This window comes from Pseudomonas sp. IT-P44 (genome assembly GCF_949768225.1).
In the GTDB taxonomy this organism is placed as follows: domain Bacteria; phylum Pseudomonadota; class Gammaproteobacteria; order Pseudomonadales; family Pseudomonadaceae; genus Aquipseudomonas; species Aquipseudomonas migulae.
Map to the genome: position 1 here is coordinate 149579 of NZ_CATKQM010000068.1, position 19027 is coordinate 168605.

General features: G+C 58.9%; 10 protein-coding genes. 3 read left to right on the top strand and 7 right to left on the bottom strand.

The genetic code is table 11. From position 1 onward, the window contains the following. Positions 1–163 precede the first annotated feature (163 nt). On the top strand, positions 164–811 hold the full coding sequence (gene msrA, locus ACM6IO_RS26200; RefSeq protein WP_192226894.1) for a peptide-methionine (S)-S-oxide reductase MsrA: 648 nt from the start codon (positions 164–166) through the stop codon (positions 809–811). A 287-nt stretch (positions 812–1098) separates the two neighbouring features. Here the strand turns inward: msrA and ACM6IO_RS26205 are convergent, their stop codons facing one another. The 7 genes from ACM6IO_RS26205 to putP all read right to left on the bottom strand — a co-directional run bounded on the left by ACM6IO_RS26205 (position 1099) and on the right by putP (position 12395). Continuing rightward, positions 1099–1935 (bottom strand): 23S rRNA (adenine(2030)-N(6))-methyltransferase RlmJ, encoded by an 837-nt coding sequence (locus ACM6IO_RS26205; RefSeq protein ID WP_008025084.1) that lies wholly within the window; start codon positions 1933–1935, stop codon positions 1099–1101. Between the two features lie 117 nt (positions 1936–2052). Continuing rightward, on the bottom strand, positions 2053–2376 hold the full coding sequence (locus ACM6IO_RS26210) for a hypothetical protein (protein WP_192226893.1): 324 nt from the start codon (positions 2374–2376) through the stop codon (positions 2053–2055). Between the two features lie 529 nt (positions 2377–2905). After that, a complete protein-coding gene (locus ACM6IO_RS26215) occupies positions 2906–3214 on the bottom strand; it encodes a contact-dependent growth inhibition system immunity protein (protein ID WP_192226892.1) in 309 nt (102 codons plus the stop codon). Next, positions 3211–7875 carry an RNase A-like domain-containing protein gene (locus tag ACM6IO_RS26220; protein ID WP_414912502.1) on the bottom strand — a complete coding sequence of 1555 codons (4665 nt, stop codon included), beginning with the start codon at positions 7873–7875 and terminating at the stop codon, positions 3211–3213. The genes ACM6IO_RS26215 and ACM6IO_RS26220 overlap by 4 nt, the downstream gene beginning before the upstream one ends. Then, the gene (locus ACM6IO_RS26225) at positions 7875–8612 is read right to left on the bottom strand and encodes a DUF4123 domain-containing protein (protein WP_414912503.1); all 738 of its coding nucleotides are present in this window, start codon (positions 8610–8612) and stop codon (positions 7875–7877) included. The genes ACM6IO_RS26220 and ACM6IO_RS26225 overlap by 1 nt, the downstream gene beginning before the upstream one ends. Next, on the bottom strand, positions 8602–10518 hold the full coding sequence (locus ACM6IO_RS26230; protein ID WP_414912504.1) for a type VI secretion system tip protein VgrG: 1917 nt from the start codon (positions 10516–10518) through the stop codon (positions 8602–8604). The genes ACM6IO_RS26225 and ACM6IO_RS26230 overlap by 11 nt, the downstream gene beginning before the upstream one ends. 392 nt (positions 10519–10910) lie before the next feature. Then, on the bottom strand, positions 10911–12395 hold the full coding sequence (gene putP, locus ACM6IO_RS26235; RefSeq protein ID WP_192226891.1) for a sodium/proline symporter PutP: 1485 nt from the start codon (positions 12393–12395) through the stop codon (positions 10911–10913). A gap of 463 nt (positions 12396–12858) precedes the next feature. Here putP and putA point away from each other — a divergent pair, with 463 nt between their 5' ends. Together putA and ACM6IO_RS26245 are read left to right on the top strand one after the other, a co-directional pair. Next, a complete protein-coding gene (putA, locus tag ACM6IO_RS26240; protein ID WP_008025099.1) occupies positions 12859–16812 on the top strand; it encodes a trifunctional transcriptional regulator/proline dehydrogenase/L-glutamate gamma-semialdehyde dehydrogenase in 3954 nt (1317 codons plus the stop codon). Positions 16813–17058: 246 nt separating this feature from the next. Then, positions 17059–18861 (top strand): acyl-CoA dehydrogenase, encoded by a 1803-nt coding sequence (locus tag ACM6IO_RS26245; protein WP_192226890.1) that lies wholly within the window; start codon positions 17059–17061, stop codon positions 18859–18861. Positions 18862–19027: the final 166 nt, after the last annotated feature.

Sequence of the window (19027 nt, forward strand, 5' to 3'; positions counted from 1 at the left end):
ACCGGCTTGCCGGCGATAGCGGTGCATCATCCAACGTAGATGTTGGATGTGCTGGCCTCTTCGCGAGCAAGCCCGCTCCCACAGAGGTAGTGCGTTACCGGGCGGCATTGGGCAAACTGGCGGTCTGACTACCTACATTTCAACCTGACTGAGAGGACTGATCATGGTTCTGCGCTCGGAAATTCTGGTGAACAAAAACGTGCTACCGACTAAAGAACAAGCTCTGCCTGGCCGCGAATCCCCGATGACCGTGCCGGAAAAACACTTCGTGCACGACGCGCCGCTGCTGGGCCCGTTCGCCATGGACGTGGATTTTGCGATCTTCGGCCTGGGTTGCTTCTGGGGTGCGGAGCGCAAGTTCTGGCAGCGCGAAGGTGTGGTGAGTACGGCGGTGGGTTACGCCGGCGGCTTCACGCCGAACCCGACGTATGAAGAAGTCTGCTCGGGCCTGACCGGCCACAGCGAAGTGGTACTGGTGGTCTACGAGCCGGCGAAAGTCAGCTATGAAGAACTGCTGAAAATGTTCTGGGAACTGCACAACCCGACCCAGGGCATGCGCCAGGGCAATGACATCGGCACTCAGTACCGCTCGGTGGTCTACGCCACCAACCCGACGCAACTGGAATCGGCCAAGAACAGCGAGAAAGTGTTCCAGGCCGAACTGACCAAGGCGGGTAAAGGCACCATCACCACCGAAATCGAAGAAGCTCCGACGTTCTACTTCGCCGAGGCCTATCACCAGCAGTACCTGGCCAAGAACCCTGAAGGCTACTGCGGGATTGGCGGCACCGGCGTCACCTGCCCGATCTGACCCAACGCAGATCAAAATGTAGGAGCCAGCTTGCTGGCGATGGCGACGGGAAGTCCAGCGTTGATCTCCCGGACGCCATCGCCAGCAAGCCGGCTCCTACAGGTTTCGTGTCAGACACAATATTGAGCTCGGCACACAACTGATTGGCGTTACCCACCCAATCCGATCTGACGCAGATCCAATTGTAGGAGCCGGCTTGCTGGCGATGACGGCGGGAAATCCAGCGCGAATCTCTCGGCCATCATCGCCGGCAAGCCGGCTCCTACAGGGTTTTTCGTTTGCCGTGGTTATTCGGCGATCAACCAATCCATCTGCCACCCACCCTGGGTTTGTCCCAACTTCTTGGACAACCACGGCAGCAGCTCACGCAATTCCTCTTCCAGACCCCACGGCGGGTTCGCGATCGCCAACCCGGAACCGTTCAGACTGTTCGGCGTGTCCAGCGGATGCACCAGCAACTCCACCCGCAACAACTTCGGCGCGCCCGTGCCGGCCAGATCCTGATAAAAACGCCGCAACATGCGCTGGTCCTTCACCGGGTACCAGATCGCCGCCACGGTTTGACGCATCCGGCCAATCGCTTCTTTCAGCGACGCCGCACAACGCTGCATCTCATCGAGCTGTTCAAACGGCGGATCAATCAACATCACCGCGCGCTTCTCCTGCACCGGTAACATCGCACGCGGCACATGCCAGCCTTCGCCTAGGTGAACCTTCACCCGACGGTCGCCGGCCATGTTGTCCTTGAGCAACACACCGTCTTCGGGGTGCTTCTCGTTGAGCATCACCCGATCCTGCGGCCGCGTCAGACGGCGCGCCAGCTCTGGCGACCCCGGGTAATAGCGCAACTGGCCATCCGGGTTCATGTCGTGCAGCACCTTCATGTAATCGGCAGTCAGTTCCGGCAGATCCGGCTGATCCCACAACCGCGCGATGCCTTCCAGGTACTCACCGGTACGGCTCGCCTGATCGCCTTGCAGGTCATACAGACCAATGCCGGCGTGAGTGTCGAGATAGGCAAACGGCTGCTCCTTGCGCGACATCAGGGCGATGAGGCGGGTCAAGGTCAGGTGTTTGAACACATCGGCGTGATTGCCGGCATGGAAGGCGTGACGATAATTCATGATTGCTCCTGCGAAGGCCGGGAAGTTTACCTTGTACCGAGGCGAACGTCAGGGCTTCGCGGCTGAGCGGGCAGTGATCGTTCCCACGCAACGCATGGAAACGATCATTCAGCGGCGTTACGCGGAAGGCCGAGCCTTCAACCGCCGCCCCAACACATCCAGCACATCACACCCGTCCCGCAACGGAATGGCGCAGAGCAAGGCAAAGTCACTGAGGATGAAGGACTGGCACTCGATAGAACCGCGCATCGACAGGTTTTCCATTACTTGGGTGACGGCGCGGATTCGATAGCTGGCGGCGTCGTACAAGACATCGAGTGGTGCGCGGGTATCGACGAACAGCGTGGGCATGTCGTCGCAGTTGCTGGTGAGCGCCATGAAGCGGTTTTCGGGGGGAGGGGTTGGTTTTTCGTAGGGTGGGTCGGGTTTGATTGTTGTCATCAGTCTGATTCCTAACGTATGGATTGGAACCGCCAGCAATCACTTCCACGCAATGGGTGGCGGCTGTACGCAGGTGTGGAAGACCGAGACGTTAGGCACTCGGCGCACTCGAAAGCGCCCCGCGCACAGCCACCATAAAACACAGACGATAAAAAACGCCGAACTGGTGGCGCTTGACGCGCCTAACGATAGAAGGGCTTCCACGCCCTGTCACTGAATTTGCAGTGACGGCCTGAAGACTATCGATGTGGCCCGAAGCGCACCAGTTCATGGAAACCGCTACAACTTGAAGGAAACTTCCGACGACCTTGCCCAGAAATTTCGCAGCCTGTAAGACCGCCTTCGCGGGCAAGCCTCGCTCCTACAGAATTGAGGCACACCGCCAAAAATGGGAACGACCCCAATCCTGTAGGAGCGAGGCTTGCCCGCGAATTGACTGCGAAGCGGTCAAAAAATCTATCTGTCTCAGAGATAACAAGCCTTACCAGGTTGATTGATCTTCAAGGCTGATACCTAAAAGGGACAAATTTTAATTTTCATCAGTTTTGCTATCCAGTTTGCTAGCAATATGACGCAACCATAATTCGCCGGATTCCCACACGTTCCAGTAGCAGTAGTAACAGCTCAGCTCTTTCAATAGATACTCCCTTAACTCCACTTCGTCCTTCCGCTGATCAAGCAGAAAATTGAGCTCTTCCCGGACCAACATTAAATCCCCGGGGTCAGCGTCAGCTAAAAAAGCATCTATAACTTGCTCAGCTGTCCCGTGTTCGACAGTCCAATCCTGATGAAAGTACGCGCCAAAAAAATCGTGTAACTCGGGAAGCTCTTTGTTCATATCTCTGGAAATCCTGTTAGCAAAAAATATCCCTCAGGCCGTCGGGCATCCTTTACCAGCACCAACAATACCTTCGAAGCTGGTAAATGGTTGTTACGTCCATTGGGCATACTTACCCCTACTGGGTAAGGGAACGTATGAGTAACTGTCGTCTTCGCCTTCTTCCCCTGAAGGAATTTTTCGATTTTTGCTTTATTTGCATCTAATGCTTTCGAAGAAGCCGACTCAGCAGTAGCTCGATCGGGAAACGTTGATGCAGCAGGAATATTTGGCTCAGCTTTTAACCTTTTAGCTAACTGCTTGTCCGTTCTCCCCACATGTTTCTTGATGAGGTGCCCTCCTTGAGCTTCATGCGCAGCCAAACCTCCACCTGGAACAATTTCGCTGTACGGCCCATCAACATCCAAATCGCCAGGACAAGCGGTACAAGCCAACCCCAACGGATCAACCCACCCCGTCGGATTCAGCGCGTACCGATACCCGTTCAGCCCACCCGCCAACTTGACCGGATCCGGCGTCAGGTACCGCCCCACCTCCGGATCATAGTACCGATGCCGGTTGTAATGCAGGCCGCTCTCGCCGTCGAAGTACTGCCCCTGAAACCGCAACGGCTGCTCAAGTTGCTCGCCTCCACCGAACGCTAACCGCGTAACTTTTCCGTAGGCGTTGTACTTCGCCGACCAGACAATCTCGCCACCAAAATCGGTCAGTTCCTGCGGCGTACCTAGGTGATCGAGCTGGTAGTAAAACGGGCAAGCCTTGCGCGGGCCTTTGCCGTCGAGCATGGCCAGCGGGCGGAAGGTGCCCGGTTCGTAAACATAGCTGCGGTAGTGTTCGCGACTGCTTTCAGCGACGAGGTTGTCGCCCTGCCAGAAGAACTCGGTGGTTTTGCCGTCGACGGTTTTAGCGATGCGGCGGCCGAAGGCGTCGTAGCGGTAACTCGCGCAACGTCCGTCCGGGGTCGTGACGCTGACCAAGCGATGTTGGCAGTCGTAGGCATATTCGGTGACGAGTTTTTGCCCGGTGCCGCGACGTTCGCGGATGAGGTTGCCGAAGGCGTCGTAGTCGTAATGGTGGTCGCCTTGCATGAGCAGGCGATTGCCTTTTACGGCAGCCACACCGGGGCGGTTTTGCATCAACAGGTTGCCGGCCGGATCGTGGGCGAAGCTTTCCGGTGGGTCGTCGCGGGTGTGGCGCACGCGGGTCAGGCGGTTGAGGGCGTCGTAGTAATAACTGCGTTGACCATGACGGCTGTCGGCGACGGTCGCCAGGTTGCCGTTGACCGCGTAGGTGTAGTGGCGCAGGTACAGCGGCCGGGTTTGTTGATTGATCGCGTGTGCTTGCAGGCGGCCCTGTTCGTCGTAGTGGTAGCGGCTGGTGAGCTGGCCTTGTTGGCGCTGTTGTTCGCGGCCAAACGTGAATTGGTGGGCGGTGAGCGGCGCTCCGTTGAGGTCGATGGCGGTCAGCGCGCCGCCCTTGGCGTGGTGGTAATCGAGCTTGCTGCCGTCCGGCAGGCGCATGCGGTTGAGTTGGCCGCAGGTGTCGTAGCCGTAGCGCAAGGTGCCCCAGCCTTGGCGCTCGGTGATCAAACGATCTTGTCGGTCGTACTCGAATTCCAGCGGATGATCGTGACCGTCGTCGACGCTGATCAGCCGTCCGAGGTTGTCGTAGCGGTATTCGACCTTGATGTCGTCGGGCAGCGTTTTGACCAGCAACCGCCCTGCCGAATCTCGCTCATAAGCGGTAACCCGCTGCGAGCCGTCTTCGCCGAACTCGGTTTTTTCCAGCAGGTTTCCATTGAGGTCATAGGTGTACGCCGTGCGCTGGCCGTCGAATCCGGTTTCCTGTCGGATCAATCCGCCAGGCGTGTAGTCCAGGCGATAGTGTTCGCCGGATTCTTTTTCGATTTCTGTGAGCAGCAGCTGCGCGTTGTCGTAGCGATAGTTGAGCTGCGTGCCGTCGGGATTGATCCGGCGGCTGACCAAATGCAAACCATCGACGTATTCGTAGCGGGTAACGAGGCCAAGCTCGTCGCGTTCGGCGGTGATTTTTCCGTAGGCGTTGTAGCTGAAGGCGCGCGTGGTCCCCGTAGGAAGTGTCGACTGAACCAATCGCCCAACGGCGTCCCACCCGTAGTGAGTGAGCGATCCGTGTTCATCCTGATCGGTAATCCGTCGACCCAGCGCGTCGTAGGAAAACCGCCGCAGCCCACCGTCCGGCAAAGTTTCTTCAACCAGTTGCCCCAAAGCATTGCGGACGAAGAGATGGCGACTGCTATCCGGGTAACGGATCGACAGCAACTGTCCTTTTTCATCGTAGTGATAGTGGGTGACCTGGCCGTCGGGATCAGTCTCGTCGGTGATGTCGCCCTGAGCATTGCGCTGATATTTCCAGACCGCTTTGCCGCGATACCGGGCATGCAGGAAACCGTTGCGATACTCGTAGGACGAGGGCTCATCTTCCGGCGGAATCAGCGCCACCAAACGTCCGACTTCGTCGTAGTGGTACTCGGTGACGGCGCCGAGCGGATCCTGTTCGGCAATCAATCGCCCTTTGTCGTCGTAGGCCTTGAGGTGTTCGCCGCCATCCAGCTCGACCTTGCGCACCAGTCGCGCCCGGTCGTCATGCTGGTAAACCTCATCGCTGCCGTCGATGTTGTGGACGGTGACACTGCCCTCGTCATCCCAGACATAACGCGCTTCCATCTGCGCAAACGACGCCCAATGCCGAACGCATCGCGCAGCCTTGCCGGACCTTTCCCACTCCCAGAAGAAACTCGCCCCACCGGCCAGTTGCCGCTGCTGGATGACGTGCTGGTCGTCGTAGTCGTAGCGCTCGCTTTCCCCGGCGGCGTTGGTTGCTTCGATCAGCCGGGCGCGCTCGTCGTAGCGGTAACTGACCAGTGTCTGTTCGGTTATCCAGGCTTCGTCCGACGTGTCTGCCGGGACAAAACGCTGATAGTCGACGGCAATCAAATGGTGCGGGTCATAGCGCAACAGCAAGGCGCGGCCGGCACCGTTGTCGAGGCGCTGGACACGGTCGCGGCGGTCGTGAGTGATGCGCAGCCGGTTGTCGTAACCGTCGCTGATCGCCGTCAATCGACCGTTGATGAAATGATAGAAACGCGTGTCGTCGCCAGCCTGGGCGAGGATCAGTTCTTCCGGGGCATCGCCCAGGTAAATCGCTGCACGCGAGAGGCTGTTGTGGATCGCCGGGCGCTCATTGTCAGGCAGCGGAAAGGCGGTGCGACGGTTTTCGTGGTCAATCCAGACGACGCCATCGCCATCGATTTCCAGTCGGTGCGCAAGGCTGTGACTCCAGCCAAAACCCAGGCCGCAATCAATCTCGACGGCGCTGGTGCGGTAGAGGCGCGTGAAGTCGAACGGCAGGATTCCATTCAAGGAACCGTCGGTGAGGGTCAGCAGTTCTTCACCGGTGACCATCGACACCGGGCATTTGTTGGTGGCGGTTTTATCGGCGGCATCAGCGCTGTCGCCGTTGGGATTTGTGGCCTGCCTCGAAGCGTCGTCGTGGTGTTCGTTTTGTTTAAGCGTGGTGTTCTTGCGAGCATTCCAGCGCAAGTGCATGGCGCCATTTTTCGGTCCGGCCGCGACGCCCCGCGCAGCGACTTTTTTGTAGCGGCTTACATAGCCCATGAAGTTGTTGATGATCGTGACCATCGACTTCACGAATGCCATCGCCGCCTGAAAAATCTGCGCGCTGTACTTGGTCAGGCGTACTGCCAACCAGGCAACGCCAACCCCGCCCACACTCAGCACCAGACCGATCAGTAGGTCGATGACCAGCCCGACGACCACTTTGGATATCGCCTCTGCAGACGACTCGGCCAGTTGCGTCGGTGGCAACATTTCCAGCCACAGCGTCGCGGTGCGCATCAACAAACACAGTGCGGCCTCGTCACTGGCCAGCAACATGGCTTTTTCCATCATGTCTGGCGCACTTTTCGCGAGCTCGGCCAGTTCGCCAGCACTTTCACCCAGCTTTCCTACGAAGGCATTGGGGTCTTTCAGAATGTCGGTGAGTTCACCGATGCCATCCCAAACCGCCTGAATCGCCGCCCAACCGCCCGCCAGTATTCCGTTACCCGCTGCGGCCAGCGAAGCGGATGCGGATTGCTGCGACCACTGCGGTTTGAAGCCTTGCCACTCAGTGCGCAGCCAGTCTTCCAGCTGACCGGTCAGGCCGTCATAAGACTTGAAAAGCTCATCAACCTGATCCGAAGTCACCACGCTGTGGACATGCACGCGGTAGAACTTGCCGGCAATGCCCCTGAATTGTCCCTTGCCGTTTTCATCGAGCGTGACAGTGGTTTTTTCGCCGCCATCAACGGCAATCACATCAACATCAATGTTCCCCAGCGCAACGTCATAAACCGATTCGAACTTGCTCTCGATCTGCAGAACTCCGTTTAACGGACACTGCGCAACACTGGAGAAAAAGTCGTCATCACTGCGGCTCACCGACTGGGTGGTATTGCCCAGTTTGATCTGCCGGTCCATGTCCATCAGCGAGGGCAGGTCCATTGCCCGGCTGACCTTGTCGGCATTGCGACTTAAAAAGCCCTTGAGTTGCTGGCGATACACACTCAGCGTGTCCTTGAAACCGTCGAGCTCCTGCTCGACCCGTACGATCTGATCCATCAGTCCAGCTCCATCGACAGGTAATCCACCAAGGCTGATTTCGGGGCTGGCGGCAGGCCCGGCTCTTCCAGAAAGATCGCGACTTTGTGCCGCAAAACGCTTTCGGAAAATGCCTCGAAAAGATCAGGACGGTCCTCGCTCAACCACGTGAGCAAGTTGTTCAGCCGAGTGGTGTTTGAGTGTTCACAGAGTTGCTTCAACAGCGTTGTGGAGATTTCCCACCATGGAAAAACCCTGGCGGTTTTCAGTGCAGTTCCACCGATGTCGAGCGGCTGACCATTGATCAGGCACCGCCCCACGACCGGTAGCAGTTGAGCAACTTCGACATCCGCAGACTGAAGAATCGGCAGCAAGTAACGCCCATCCCAAAAGCGAAAAAACACCGCGTTGCCATTGGGCAAAAACACTTGCGTGAGGCTGCGCAGATGTTCGATCAACACGTCTTGAGGCGAAGAAGAAATTGCCAGCCAACCCCAATCGCGAGACTCGGTAGTGGCGGCCCAGTCCAGAAACTCACTGTCAGCAGCGACGATTCCGACATAGGGCATGACCGGTTCCCACTCGGCATAAGCGGTGTCGGCCCAGATCGGGCTCGGAGCATGCAACGGACTTGATCTCTGCCAGGCTTTGAACGGCTCAGCGGAACTGGCATTGCCGAACACTGCGAACAACTGCTCGGAAGGCTCGAGTGGTTGGCGCTCCAGCCAAGTGAGGGGTGACAAGCACTCAGGCTGCACAGACACCACCCTTGCAGCGTTCACATTCTTCGCAGAATGGGGCGTCGCTTTTCAGGGTCAGAATCTGTGCTGTGCTGAGTGCCAGAAGTGTTCGTTGAGTGGTCGCCGCGCCCACGGCCGGCATCGGTGCACCGCCCAGTTCAATCGGAACGCTGCTGAAGATCCCGGCGGGGCCGATGTTGATCCAGTGGCCACCCGCCTGGATGGTTGCGTTTGCGCCGCCGTCGATGACAATTTGCTGGCCGGCGCTGGCGTGAAATTGCCCGCTCGCCTTGAGGGTCTGGTTGCTGACGGTGATGGAGCGGTCACCGTGAACGTGCAGGTTATCGTTGGCACCAATCACCGTACTGCGCTGATTTCCGGTCTGGACATGCAGGTCGTTCAACACGTGTTGAGTCCAGTTTCGCTGGGCTCGCAGGTAGATTTCCTCGGCGCCTTTGCGATCCTCGATGCGTAATTCGCTGTAACCGCCGCCACCGGGACTGCTTTGGCTGCGGAAAATGCTGCGGGTTTTGTCGGCGGGCAGATTCAGTGGTATCGAGTTGGCGCCATTGGGCACGCAGCCCATGACCATCGGCTTATCGACGTCGGCATCGAGGAACCCCACCAACACTTCCATGCCGACCCGAGGAATCAGTGCGATGCCGTAGCCGTCATGCGCCCAACCGGTGGCGACACGCAACCAGCAACTGGAATGTTCATTGCGCTTTGCGTCACGATCCCAGGCGAGCTGAACCTTGACGCGGCCGTACTCGTCACAGTGGATTTCACTGTCGGTGGGACCAGTGACTACGGCGGTCTGATAACCGGTGAAAGAGGGTTTCCCGATCAGGGGTGGGCGAAACGAAACATCCCACGGTGTCGCCAGAAAGGTATTGCGATAGCCCTGGAAATCATCCGCCCCGTCGCTGCTGATTGACTCTTCGAGCACCTGCGGCTGACGGCCATGGTGTTCGATTTGGGTGATCAGCCACAGGTCATTCCAGGCCTGGCGCGGATGTTCCGACAACGCCAGGAAGTGACCTGTCACCAAAGCGGGCTCATCGCTGCGACCTTCAGCCTGACGGTAGTCTGCGTTGTGGCGCTCCAGTGTTCGTTGAGCCTGCGCCCTGCCGGATTCGCGATCCGTGAACTGGCCGGGAAAGTGATAATCCTCAAGCGTCGGCAGTTGCCCGTTGTCGCTTCGGCTTTCAAGTTGCAGCCCGGGTTTGTGGAAGTCGTAGTCGCGACGGGCTACCGAAGTGGTGCGGGTTTCCAGCCGCACGTTGAAGCGATTGATCGCGGGCGCGTCGGCCGCCATTCCGGTGTCAGGCGAGAAAAGTGTCGGTTTGTCGATCAGCGGGAAAACCGTCTGGTCGTCACCAAACACCAGCAAATGCCCGTCAGGGCTGTGCTGAAAGTGGTAGTGAATGCCGATCTCGGCGCACAAGCGCTGGATGAACGCCAGATCGCTTTCCGCGTATTGCACGCAGTACTCGCGATCGGGGTAATCGCTGCCGAGCTGAAAGGCGAACGCATCGCGCTGGATGCCATGATCTTCAAGGATTTGCGCAATGATCACCGGCACGCTTTTGTGCTGGAAAATCCGCTGATTGATGCGCTGGTCGAGGTAGGTCAAACGCGGGACCAGGCTGACTTGATAGCGCGTCAGACGCTTACCGGAATCGCCCTGGCCAACCCGAAAAATCTGACCGTGAATACCGCTGCCTTGTGTATCGAAACTCAGAAATGCCTGACGATGCAGAAGGCTTTCGAGCTCGATGTCCGGCCGTTCACTGACCAGCTCCAGGTCAAAGCGATAAGTCTGGCTGATGGCTTCCTTGCCGGTGAACTCAAGTACCTTGAGGTCATGCTGGTCACTGTCGACGGTCAGCGTGAAACGCGGTTGATTAGCAAGAGCGAACATCCGATGTGTCTCTGCAGAGTGAAGGCGGGCGATTCTGCATGAGCGGCAAGGGGTGTTGACGAAGGGACAGGAAACTCAGATTTATCGTGCTTTTTTAAAGATTCTTCCTTCATAAATCAGGACAGCGAACTACAGACATTCCCTCAGGAAGGTCGGGGTTGAATCAAATTACGCCTTCGCGGGCAAGCCTCGCTCCTACGGTTTTTTGGTTGCGCCCATTAGTTTTGAATCAACGCAATCCTGTAGGAGCGAGCGGTGCGGCGATCCGACTTGCCCGCGAAGGCGGCATCGGCAACACCAAATTTTTCCCCGCCCAATAAAAACGGCCCGCCTCCAAAGGAAGCGGGCCGTTTTCATGTTCGGCGAAAGGGTTGAGCCTCAGCTCATCCCGATCACTTGTTCAGGCGGAAATCAGCCTCGGCAGCGGCGAAACGCTGCAGCATGCCGTGCGTCGGCGCGCCCAGTTTGCTGACGATGTAGATCGCCAGGCTGGCGAAGATGAAACCAGGGATGATTTCGTACAGGCCCAGCAGTTCGAAGTGTTTCCACACGATCACGGTGATCGCGCCGACCAGGATGCCGGCCAGTGCGCCGTTGCGGGTCATGTCTTTCCAGATCACGGAGATCAGGACCACTGGACCGAACGCAGCACCGAAACCGGCCCAGGCGTAGCTGACCAGACCCAGCACACGGTTTTCCGGGTTGGCGGCCATCGCGATGGCGATCAGGGCAACCAGCAGCACCATGGCGCGGCCGACCCAGACCAGTTCCACCTGGGAAGCCGATTTACGCAGGAAGGTTTTGTAGAAGTCTTCGGTCAGGGCGCTCGAGCACACCAGCAACTGGCAGCTCAGGGTACTCATCACCGCAGCCAGAATGGCCGACAGCAAAATACCGGCGATCCATGGGTTGAACAGGATTTTGGCCAGTTCGATGAACACGCGTTCGTGGTTTTCGCTGACGGGCATCGCCACGGCAGGGTTGGCCGAGAAGTAGGCAATACCGAAAAAGCCTACAGCCACGGTGCCGCCCAGGCACAGGATCATCCAGGTCATGGAAATGCGACGGGCATTGGCGATCGACTTGACCGAATCCGCCGCCATGAAACGCGCCAGGATGTGCGGTTGGCCGAAGTAGCCCAGACCCCAGCCCATCAGCGAGATGATGCCGATGAAGGTGGTGTTTTTCAGCATGTCGAAGTTGGCTGGATCTTGCGCTTCGATGGCCAGGAACGCGGTATCGACGCCGCCGGTCGCCAGCAACACGATGATCGGCGTGAGGATCAGGGCGAAGATCATCAGCGTGGCTTGTACGGTGTCAGTCCAGCTGACTGCCAGGAAACCACCGACGAAGGTGTAGGCAATCGTCGCCGCAGCACCGGCCCACAGCGCGGTCTCGTAGGACATGCCGAAGGTGCTTTCGAACAGACGGGCGCCGGCGACGATGCCGGACGCGCAGTAGATGGTGAAGAACACCAGGATCACAACCGCCGAGATGATCCGCAGCAGGCCGCTTTTGTCTTCGAAACGGCTGGAGAAGTAGTCCGGCAGCGTCAGCGCATCGCCGTTGTGCTCGGTCTGCACGCGCAGACGGCCGGCGACGAACAGCCAGTTCAGGTAAGCACCGACGATCAGACCGATGGCGATCCAGCTTTCGGACAGACCGGACATGTAGATGGCGCCCGGCAGCCCCATCAACAACCAGCCGCTCATGTCGGAGGCACCGGCGGACAATGCAGTCACGACGCTGCCCAGGCTGCGACCGCCCAGAATGTAGTCAGAAAGGTTGTTGGTGGAGCGATAGGCCATGAAGCCGATCAGCACCATTGCTGCGATGTAGATCACGAACGTGATCAGGGTTGGATTGCTAACGCTCATTAAGTGATGCCCTGGCTTTGTTTTTATGTAGCGGCAGAGTGTGAAAACGCCGACAAACGACAATGTTTGATCAAACGATTTGCGGGTCCGCGCATTTAGGACTGATGTTTCCCCAGGAAAGCCATCAGCCGGTGCACCTGTCTTTTTGACCGGTTGCACCTTGGGCGCGAATCCTATTCAACAACACAAATAAGGTGCAACCCATTTTTTTAGAATAAGTTGCACCTAGTCGGATTTAGCTTGAAAAGCTCTGTTTTTGCTCCCTTTTAGAGCAGTCATGAGCGTTTACTAGAAGCAAAAGCACCAAGCAGGAGCGGTACGTTCGTACCGGAATTTAATTCCTGACGAGCTGCCTATTATTCCGACAAAAAAAGGGTTGCACCCGGTTGCACCTCAGAGAGCGCGCAGCTAATCTTGCCGCCAGCTGATGCCACGCGGTCGTGGCAAACATGAGGATAAAAATATGGCTACCACCACCCTTGGGGTCAAACTTGACGACCCGACCCGCGAGCGCCTCAAGGCCGCCGCGACTTCGATTGATCGCACGCCGCACTGGCTGATCAAGCAGGCAATTTTCAATTACCTGGAAAAACTCGAGGGTGGTGCAACCCTGACCGAGCTCAACGGCCTGACGGCCAAAGAAGCCGACGACAGTGGCGACGTCCACGTCGACCACGCGCACCAGTGCTTCCTTGAGTTCGCCGAAAGCATCTTGCCGCAATCGGTGCTGCGCGCCGCCATTACCGCTGCTTACCGTCGTCCTGAGCCGGAAGTGGTGCCGATGCTGATCGAACAGGCGCGCCTGCCGGTCGCCATGGCTGACGCCACCAACAAGCTCGCTGCCTCGATTGCCGAGAAACTGCGCAATCAGAAGAGCGCCGGTGGCCGTGCCGGAATTGTTCAGGGGCTGTTGCAGGAATTTTCCCTGTCGTCCCAGGAAGGCGTGGCACTGATGTGCCTGGCCGAAGCGCTGTTGCGCATCCCGGACAAGGGCACTCGTGACGCACTGATCCGCGACAAAATCAGCACCGGTAACTGGCAGCCACACTTGGGCAACAGCCCGTCGCTGTTCGTCAACGCCGCAACCTGGGGCTTGCTGCTGACCGGCAAACTGGTCGCCACCCATAATGAAGCGGGTTTGACTTCGTCCCTGAGCCGCATCATCGGCAAGAGCGGCGAGCCGATGATCCGCAAGGGCGTCGACATGGCCATGCGCCTGATGGGCGAGCAGTTCGTCACCGGCGAAACCATCGCCGAAGCCCTGGCCAACGCGAGCAAGTTCGAAGCCAAGGGTTTCCGCTATTCCTACGACATGCTCGGTGAAGCCGCCCTCACCGAACACGACGCGCAGAAGTACCTCGCGTCGTACGAACAAGCCATCCACTCGATCGGCAAAGCGTCCCACGGTCGTGGGATTTATGAAGGCCCGGGCATTTCCATCAAGCTGTCGGCACTGCACCCGCGTTACAGCCGTGCGCAGTACGAGCGTGTGATGGACGAGTTGTACCCGCGCCTGTTGTCGCTGACCCTGCTGGCCAAGCAATACGACATCGGCCTGAACATCGACGCCGAAGAAGCCGACCGCCTTGAGCTGTCGCTGGATCTGCTGGAGCGCCTGTGCTTCGAGCCGCAACTGACCGGCTGGAACGGCATCGGCTTCGTGATCCAGGCTTACCAGAAGCGTTGCCCGTACGTGATCGATTACGTGATCGACCTGGCTCGCCGCAGCCGTCATCGCCTGATGATCCGCCTGGTGAAAGGCGCGTACTGGGACAGCGAAATCAAGCGCGCCCAGGTCGAAGGCCTGGAAGGCTATCCGGTCTACACCCGCAAGGTGTACACCGACGTTTCCTACATCGCTTGCGCCCGCAAATTGTTGTCGGTGCCGGAAGTCATCTACCCGCAATTCGCCACACACAACGCCCACACTCTGTCGGCCATTTACCACATCGCCGGTCAGAACTATTACCCGGGCCAGTACGAGTTCCAGTGCCTGCACGGCATGGGCGAACCGCTGTACGAACAGGTTGTAGGTAAAGTCTCCGAAGGCAAGCTGAACCGCCCATGCCGCGTGTACGCACCGGTCGGGACTCACGAAACGCTGCTGGCGTACCTGGTACGTCGTCTGCTGGAAAACGGCGCGAACACCTCGTTCGTGAACCGTATCGCCGACCAGTCCATTTCGATTCAGGAGCTGGTGGCCGATCCAGTGGCCAGCATCGAGCAGATGGCGACGCTGGAAGGCGGCTTCGGCCTGCCGCACCCGCGTATCCCGCTGCCGCGCGATCTTTATGGTGCCGAGCGCGCCAACTCCAGCGGCATCGACATGGCCAACGAACATCGCCTGGCTTCGCTGTCGTGCGCTCTGCTGGCCACTGCTCACAACCACTGGAAAGCCGCGCCGATGCTCGGCTGCGTCTCCAGCACCGAAACCCCTGCGCCTGTTCTGAACCCGTCCGATTTGCGTGACGTGGTCGGTCACGTACAGGAAGCGAATGTCGAAGACGTCGACAACGCGATCCAGTGCGCCCTGAACGCTGCACCGATCTGGCAGGCCACCCCGCCGGCCGAACGTGCTGCGATTCTGGAACGTGCCGCCGATTTGATGGAAGGCGAGATCCAGCCGCTGATGGGCCTGTTGGCTCGCGAAGCCGGCAAGACCTTCGCCAACGCCATCGCCGAAGTGCGAGAGGCCGTGGACTTCCTGCGTTATTACGCGGTGCAGGCTCGCAACGATTTCACCAACGACGCCCACCGCCCGCTGGGTCCGGTGGTGTGCATCAGCCCGTGGAACTTCCCGCTGGCAATCTTCAGCGGTCAGGTTGCCGCTGCATTGGCCGCCGGTAACCCGGTATTGGCCAAGCCTGCGGAACAAACCCCGCTGGTCGCCGCCCAGGCCGTGCGCCTGATGCTCGAAGCCGGGATTCCGGAAGGCGTGCTGCAACTGCTGCCGGGCCGTGGCGAAACCGTGGGTGCCCGTCTGGTCGGTGACGATCGGGTCAAAGGCGTGATGTTCACTGGTTCCACCGAAGTCGCTCGTTTGCTGCAACGCAACGTCGCTGGCCGCCTGGATGCACAGGGCCGCCCGATTCCGCTGATCGCCGAGACTGGCGGCCAGAACGCGATGATCGTCGACTCCTCGGCACTGACCGAACAAGTCGTGATCGACGTGGTGTCGTCGGCCTTCGACAGCGCCGGTCAACGTTGCTCAGCTCTGCGTGTACTTTGCTTGCAGGAAGATTCTGCTGACCGTGTCATCGAAATGCTCAAGGGCGCCATGGCTGAATGCCGTCTCGGCAACCCTGAGCGCCTGTCCGTGGACATCGGCCCGGTGATCGACGCCGAAGCCAAGGCGGGCATCGAGAAGCACATCCAGGCCATGCGCGACAAAGGTCGCAACGTGTACCAGGTGGCCATCGCCAACAGCGAAGAAGTCAAACGCGGCACCTTCGTGATGCCGACGCTGATCGAGCTGGAAAGCTTCGATGAGCTGCAACGCGAAATCTTCGGCCCGGTGCTGCACGTGGTGCGCTACAAGCGCAAAGACATCGACCAGTTGATCGGTCAGATCAACGCTTCCGGCTACGGCCTGACGCTGGGCGTGCATACGCGCATCGACGAGACCATCGCCAAGGTGATCGACAACGTCAATGCCGGTAACGTCTACGTGAACCGCAACATCGTCGGTGCTGTGGTTGGCGTGCAACCGTTCGGTGGCGAAGGCCTGTCGGGCACCGGCCCGAAAGCCGGTGGTCCGTTGTACCTGTACCGCCTGCTGTCGACGCGGCCTGCCGATGCAATCGAACAATCCTTCGCTCGTGGCGACGCCGCCACTGCACCGGATGTTCGTCTGCGCGATGCCATGAGCAAACCGCTGACCGCCCTGCAAACCTGGGCCGACAGCAACAAGTTTGCCGACCTGAGCGCCTTGTGCGTGCAGTTCGCGGCGCAATCGCAAAGCGGCATCACCCGTGTACTGGCGGGCCCGACCGGCGAGCGCAACAGCTACGCGATCCTGCCGCGTGAGCACGTGCTGTCCCTGGCCGAAGCTGAAGGCGACCTACTGACGCAACTGGCGGCGGTATTGGCCGTCGGCGGCTCAGCGGTATGGCCGGAAGCTGACCTGACCAAAGCCTTGTTCGCACGCCTGCCGAAGGAAGTTCAGGCGCGTATCAAGCTGGTTGCCGACTGGAACAAGGACGAAGTGGTGTTTGATGCGGTTCTGCATCACGGCCATTCCGATCAGTTGCGTGCGGTGTGCCAGCAAGTGGCCAAGCGTGCCGGGGCGATTGTCGGGGTTCATGGGTTGTCGCTGGGCGAGACCAACATTGCGTTGGAGCGTCTGGTGATCGAGCGAGCGTTGAGCGTTAACACCGCTGCGGCGGGTGGTAATGCGAGCTTGATGACCATCGGTTAAACAGCAATAAGACCGGGCGCCCGCAATAGGCGCCCGGTTTGCAAAATCCCCTGTGGGAGCGGGCTTGCTCGCGAATGCGGAGTGTCAGTCGACATCAACATTGACTGCTACACCGCCTTCGCGAGCAAGCCCGCTCCCACATTTGATTAGTGCTAGCCGCAACACACCATCACGCTCGTCAATCATCCTTTCCGCACGCTCTCCCCACGCCTAGACTCGGTCCACTCCAAAAAAAGGTAGGCCGCCATGTCCGAGACGTTGCTCAGTTCCCGCAATCTGGCTTTCGAGCTGTATGAAGTCCTCGACGCCGAAGGCCTGACCCAGCGAGAGCGTTTCGCCGAGCACAATCGCGAGACCTTCGACGCCGCCATCGGCACCGCTCGCAGCATTGCCGAGAAGTTTTTCGCCCCGCACAACCGCAAGGGCGACGAGAACGAGCCTCGCTACGAGGACGGTCAGGCGATTCTGATTCCGGAAGTGAAACCGGCGGTGGATGCCTTCCTTGAAGCCGGTTTCCTCAACGCCGCGCGCAGTTTCGACGCCGGTGGCATGCAACTTCCTACGCTGTTGTCCCAGGCGTGTTTCGCGCACTTCCAGTCGGCCAACGCGGCCTCGACTTCGTACCCGTTCCTGACCATGGGTGCGGCGAACCTGATCGAAAGCTTCGGCACCGAGGAACAGAAGCAGCGCTTCCTGCAACCGATGATCGACGGCCGCTTCTTCGGCACCATGGCCTTGACCGAGCCGCACGCAGGTTCGTCGTTGTCGGATATTCGTACCCGCGCCGAGCCCGCTTCTGACGGCACCTATCGACTCAAGGGCAACAAGATTTTCATCTCCGGCGGCGATCACCCGTTGTCGGAAAACATCGTGCACATGGTGCTGGCCAAGTTGCCGGATGCACCGGCCGGGGTGAAGGGGATTTCGCTGTTTATCGTGCCCAAGTTCCTGGTCAACGATGACGGCAGCCTGGGCAAGCGCAACGACGTGTTGCTGGCCGGGCTGTTCCACAAGATGGGCTGGCGCGGCACCACGTCCACCGCGCTGAACTTCGGTGATAACGGTGAGTGCGTCGGTTATCTGGTGGGCAAGCCGCACCACGGTTTGAGCTACATGTTCCAGATGATGAACGAAGCGCGAATCGGCGTCGGCATGGGCGCGGTGATGCTCGGTTACGCCGGCTACCTGTATTCACTGGAGTACGCCCGCGAGCGCCCGCAAGGCCGCGTGCCGGACAGCAAAGACCCGAACACCGCGCCGGTGGCGATCATTCAGCACGCCGACGTCAAACGCATGTTGCTCACGCAAAAAGCCTACGTCGAAGGCTCGTTCGATCTTGGGTTGTATGCGGCGCGACTGTTCGATGACACCACGACGCTTGCGACCGAAGCCGAGCGCAAACAGGCCCATGAGCTGCTGGACTTGCTGACGCCAATCGTCAAATCCTGGCCGTCGGAGTTTTGCCTGAAAGCCAACGAACTGGCGATCCAGATTCTCGGTGGCCACGGTTATACCCGCGAATACCCGGTTGAGCAGTATTACCGCGACAACCGTCTGAACCCGATTCACGAAGGCACCCACGGCATCCAGTCACTGGACTTGCTGGGCCGCAAACTGGCGCAGAACGGTGGTGCGGGACTGAAACAATTGATCCGCCTGATCGCCGACACGGCCGAGCGCGCGCAAGCCTACGAATCGCTGAATGCGCTGCGTGAACCGCTGGAGAAACTGGTGGCCCGCCTGCAAACCGTAACCCTCGGTTTGTTGACCGACCTGGCTCAAGGCAAGGTCAACAGCAGCCTGGCGAACTCGGCGCTGTACTTGAAAGTGTTTGGGCACACAGTGATTGGCTGGCGCTGGCTGGAACAGGCGATTCGCGCCGAGGAAGGGTTGGCCAAGGGGAATGCGGCGGATGTGAGCTTCTATAAGGGCAAGCTGCAGGCGGCGCGGTATTTCCTGACCTGGGAAGTGCCGGGTTGCCACCATGAATTGGCGATTCTTGAGGCGCGGGATGATGTGTGTTTGAACATGCAGGATGAGTGGTTCTAAGCAACTGATTCAGTGCAGAGTATTGGTAATACATTGAGCGTTCATTTTGAAACACGCCAACTCTGCACTCGACACACCTGTTATTTCTGACAGCTGTGTAATCAAGGCAGCTCCGATAGGCTGGATTACCGACGTCACACTATTTGTCGGCAACGACGGACATCAC

Excerpts from the sequence above, each read along its gene's own strand:
- msrA (WP_192226894.1), top strand. The coding sequence starts at position 164 with ATGGTTCTGCGCTCGGAAATTCTGGTGAACAAAAACGTGCTACCGACT.
- ACM6IO_RS26205 (WP_008025084.1), bottom strand. The coding sequence starts at position 1,935 with ATGAATTATCGTCACGCCTTCCATGCCGGCAATCACGCCGATGTGTTC.
- ACM6IO_RS26210 (WP_192226893.1), bottom strand. The coding sequence starts at position 2,376 with ATGACAACAATCAAACCCGACCCACCCTACGAAAAACCAACCCCTCCC.
- ACM6IO_RS26215 (WP_192226892.1), bottom strand. The coding sequence starts at position 3,214 with ATGAACAAAGAGCTTCCCGAGTTACACGATTTTTTTGGCGCGTACTTT.
- ACM6IO_RS26220 (WP_414912502.1), bottom strand. The coding sequence starts at position 7,875 with ATGGATCAGATCGTACGGGTCGAGCAGGAGCTCGACGGTTTCAAGGAC.
- ACM6IO_RS26230 (WP_414912504.1), bottom strand. The coding sequence starts at position 10,518 with ATGTTCGCTCTTGCTAATCAACCGCGTTTCACGCTGACCGTCGACAGT.
- putP (WP_192226891.1), bottom strand. The coding sequence starts at position 12,395 with ATGAGCGTTAGCAATCCAACCCTGATCACGTTCGTGATCTACATCGCA.
- putA (WP_008025099.1), top strand. The coding sequence starts at position 12,859 with ATGGCTACCACCACCCTTGGGGTCAAACTTGACGACCCGACCCGCGAG.
- ACM6IO_RS26245 (WP_192226890.1), top strand. The coding sequence starts at position 17,059 with ATGTCCGAGACGTTGCTCAGTTCCCGCAATCTGGCTTTCGAGCTGTAT.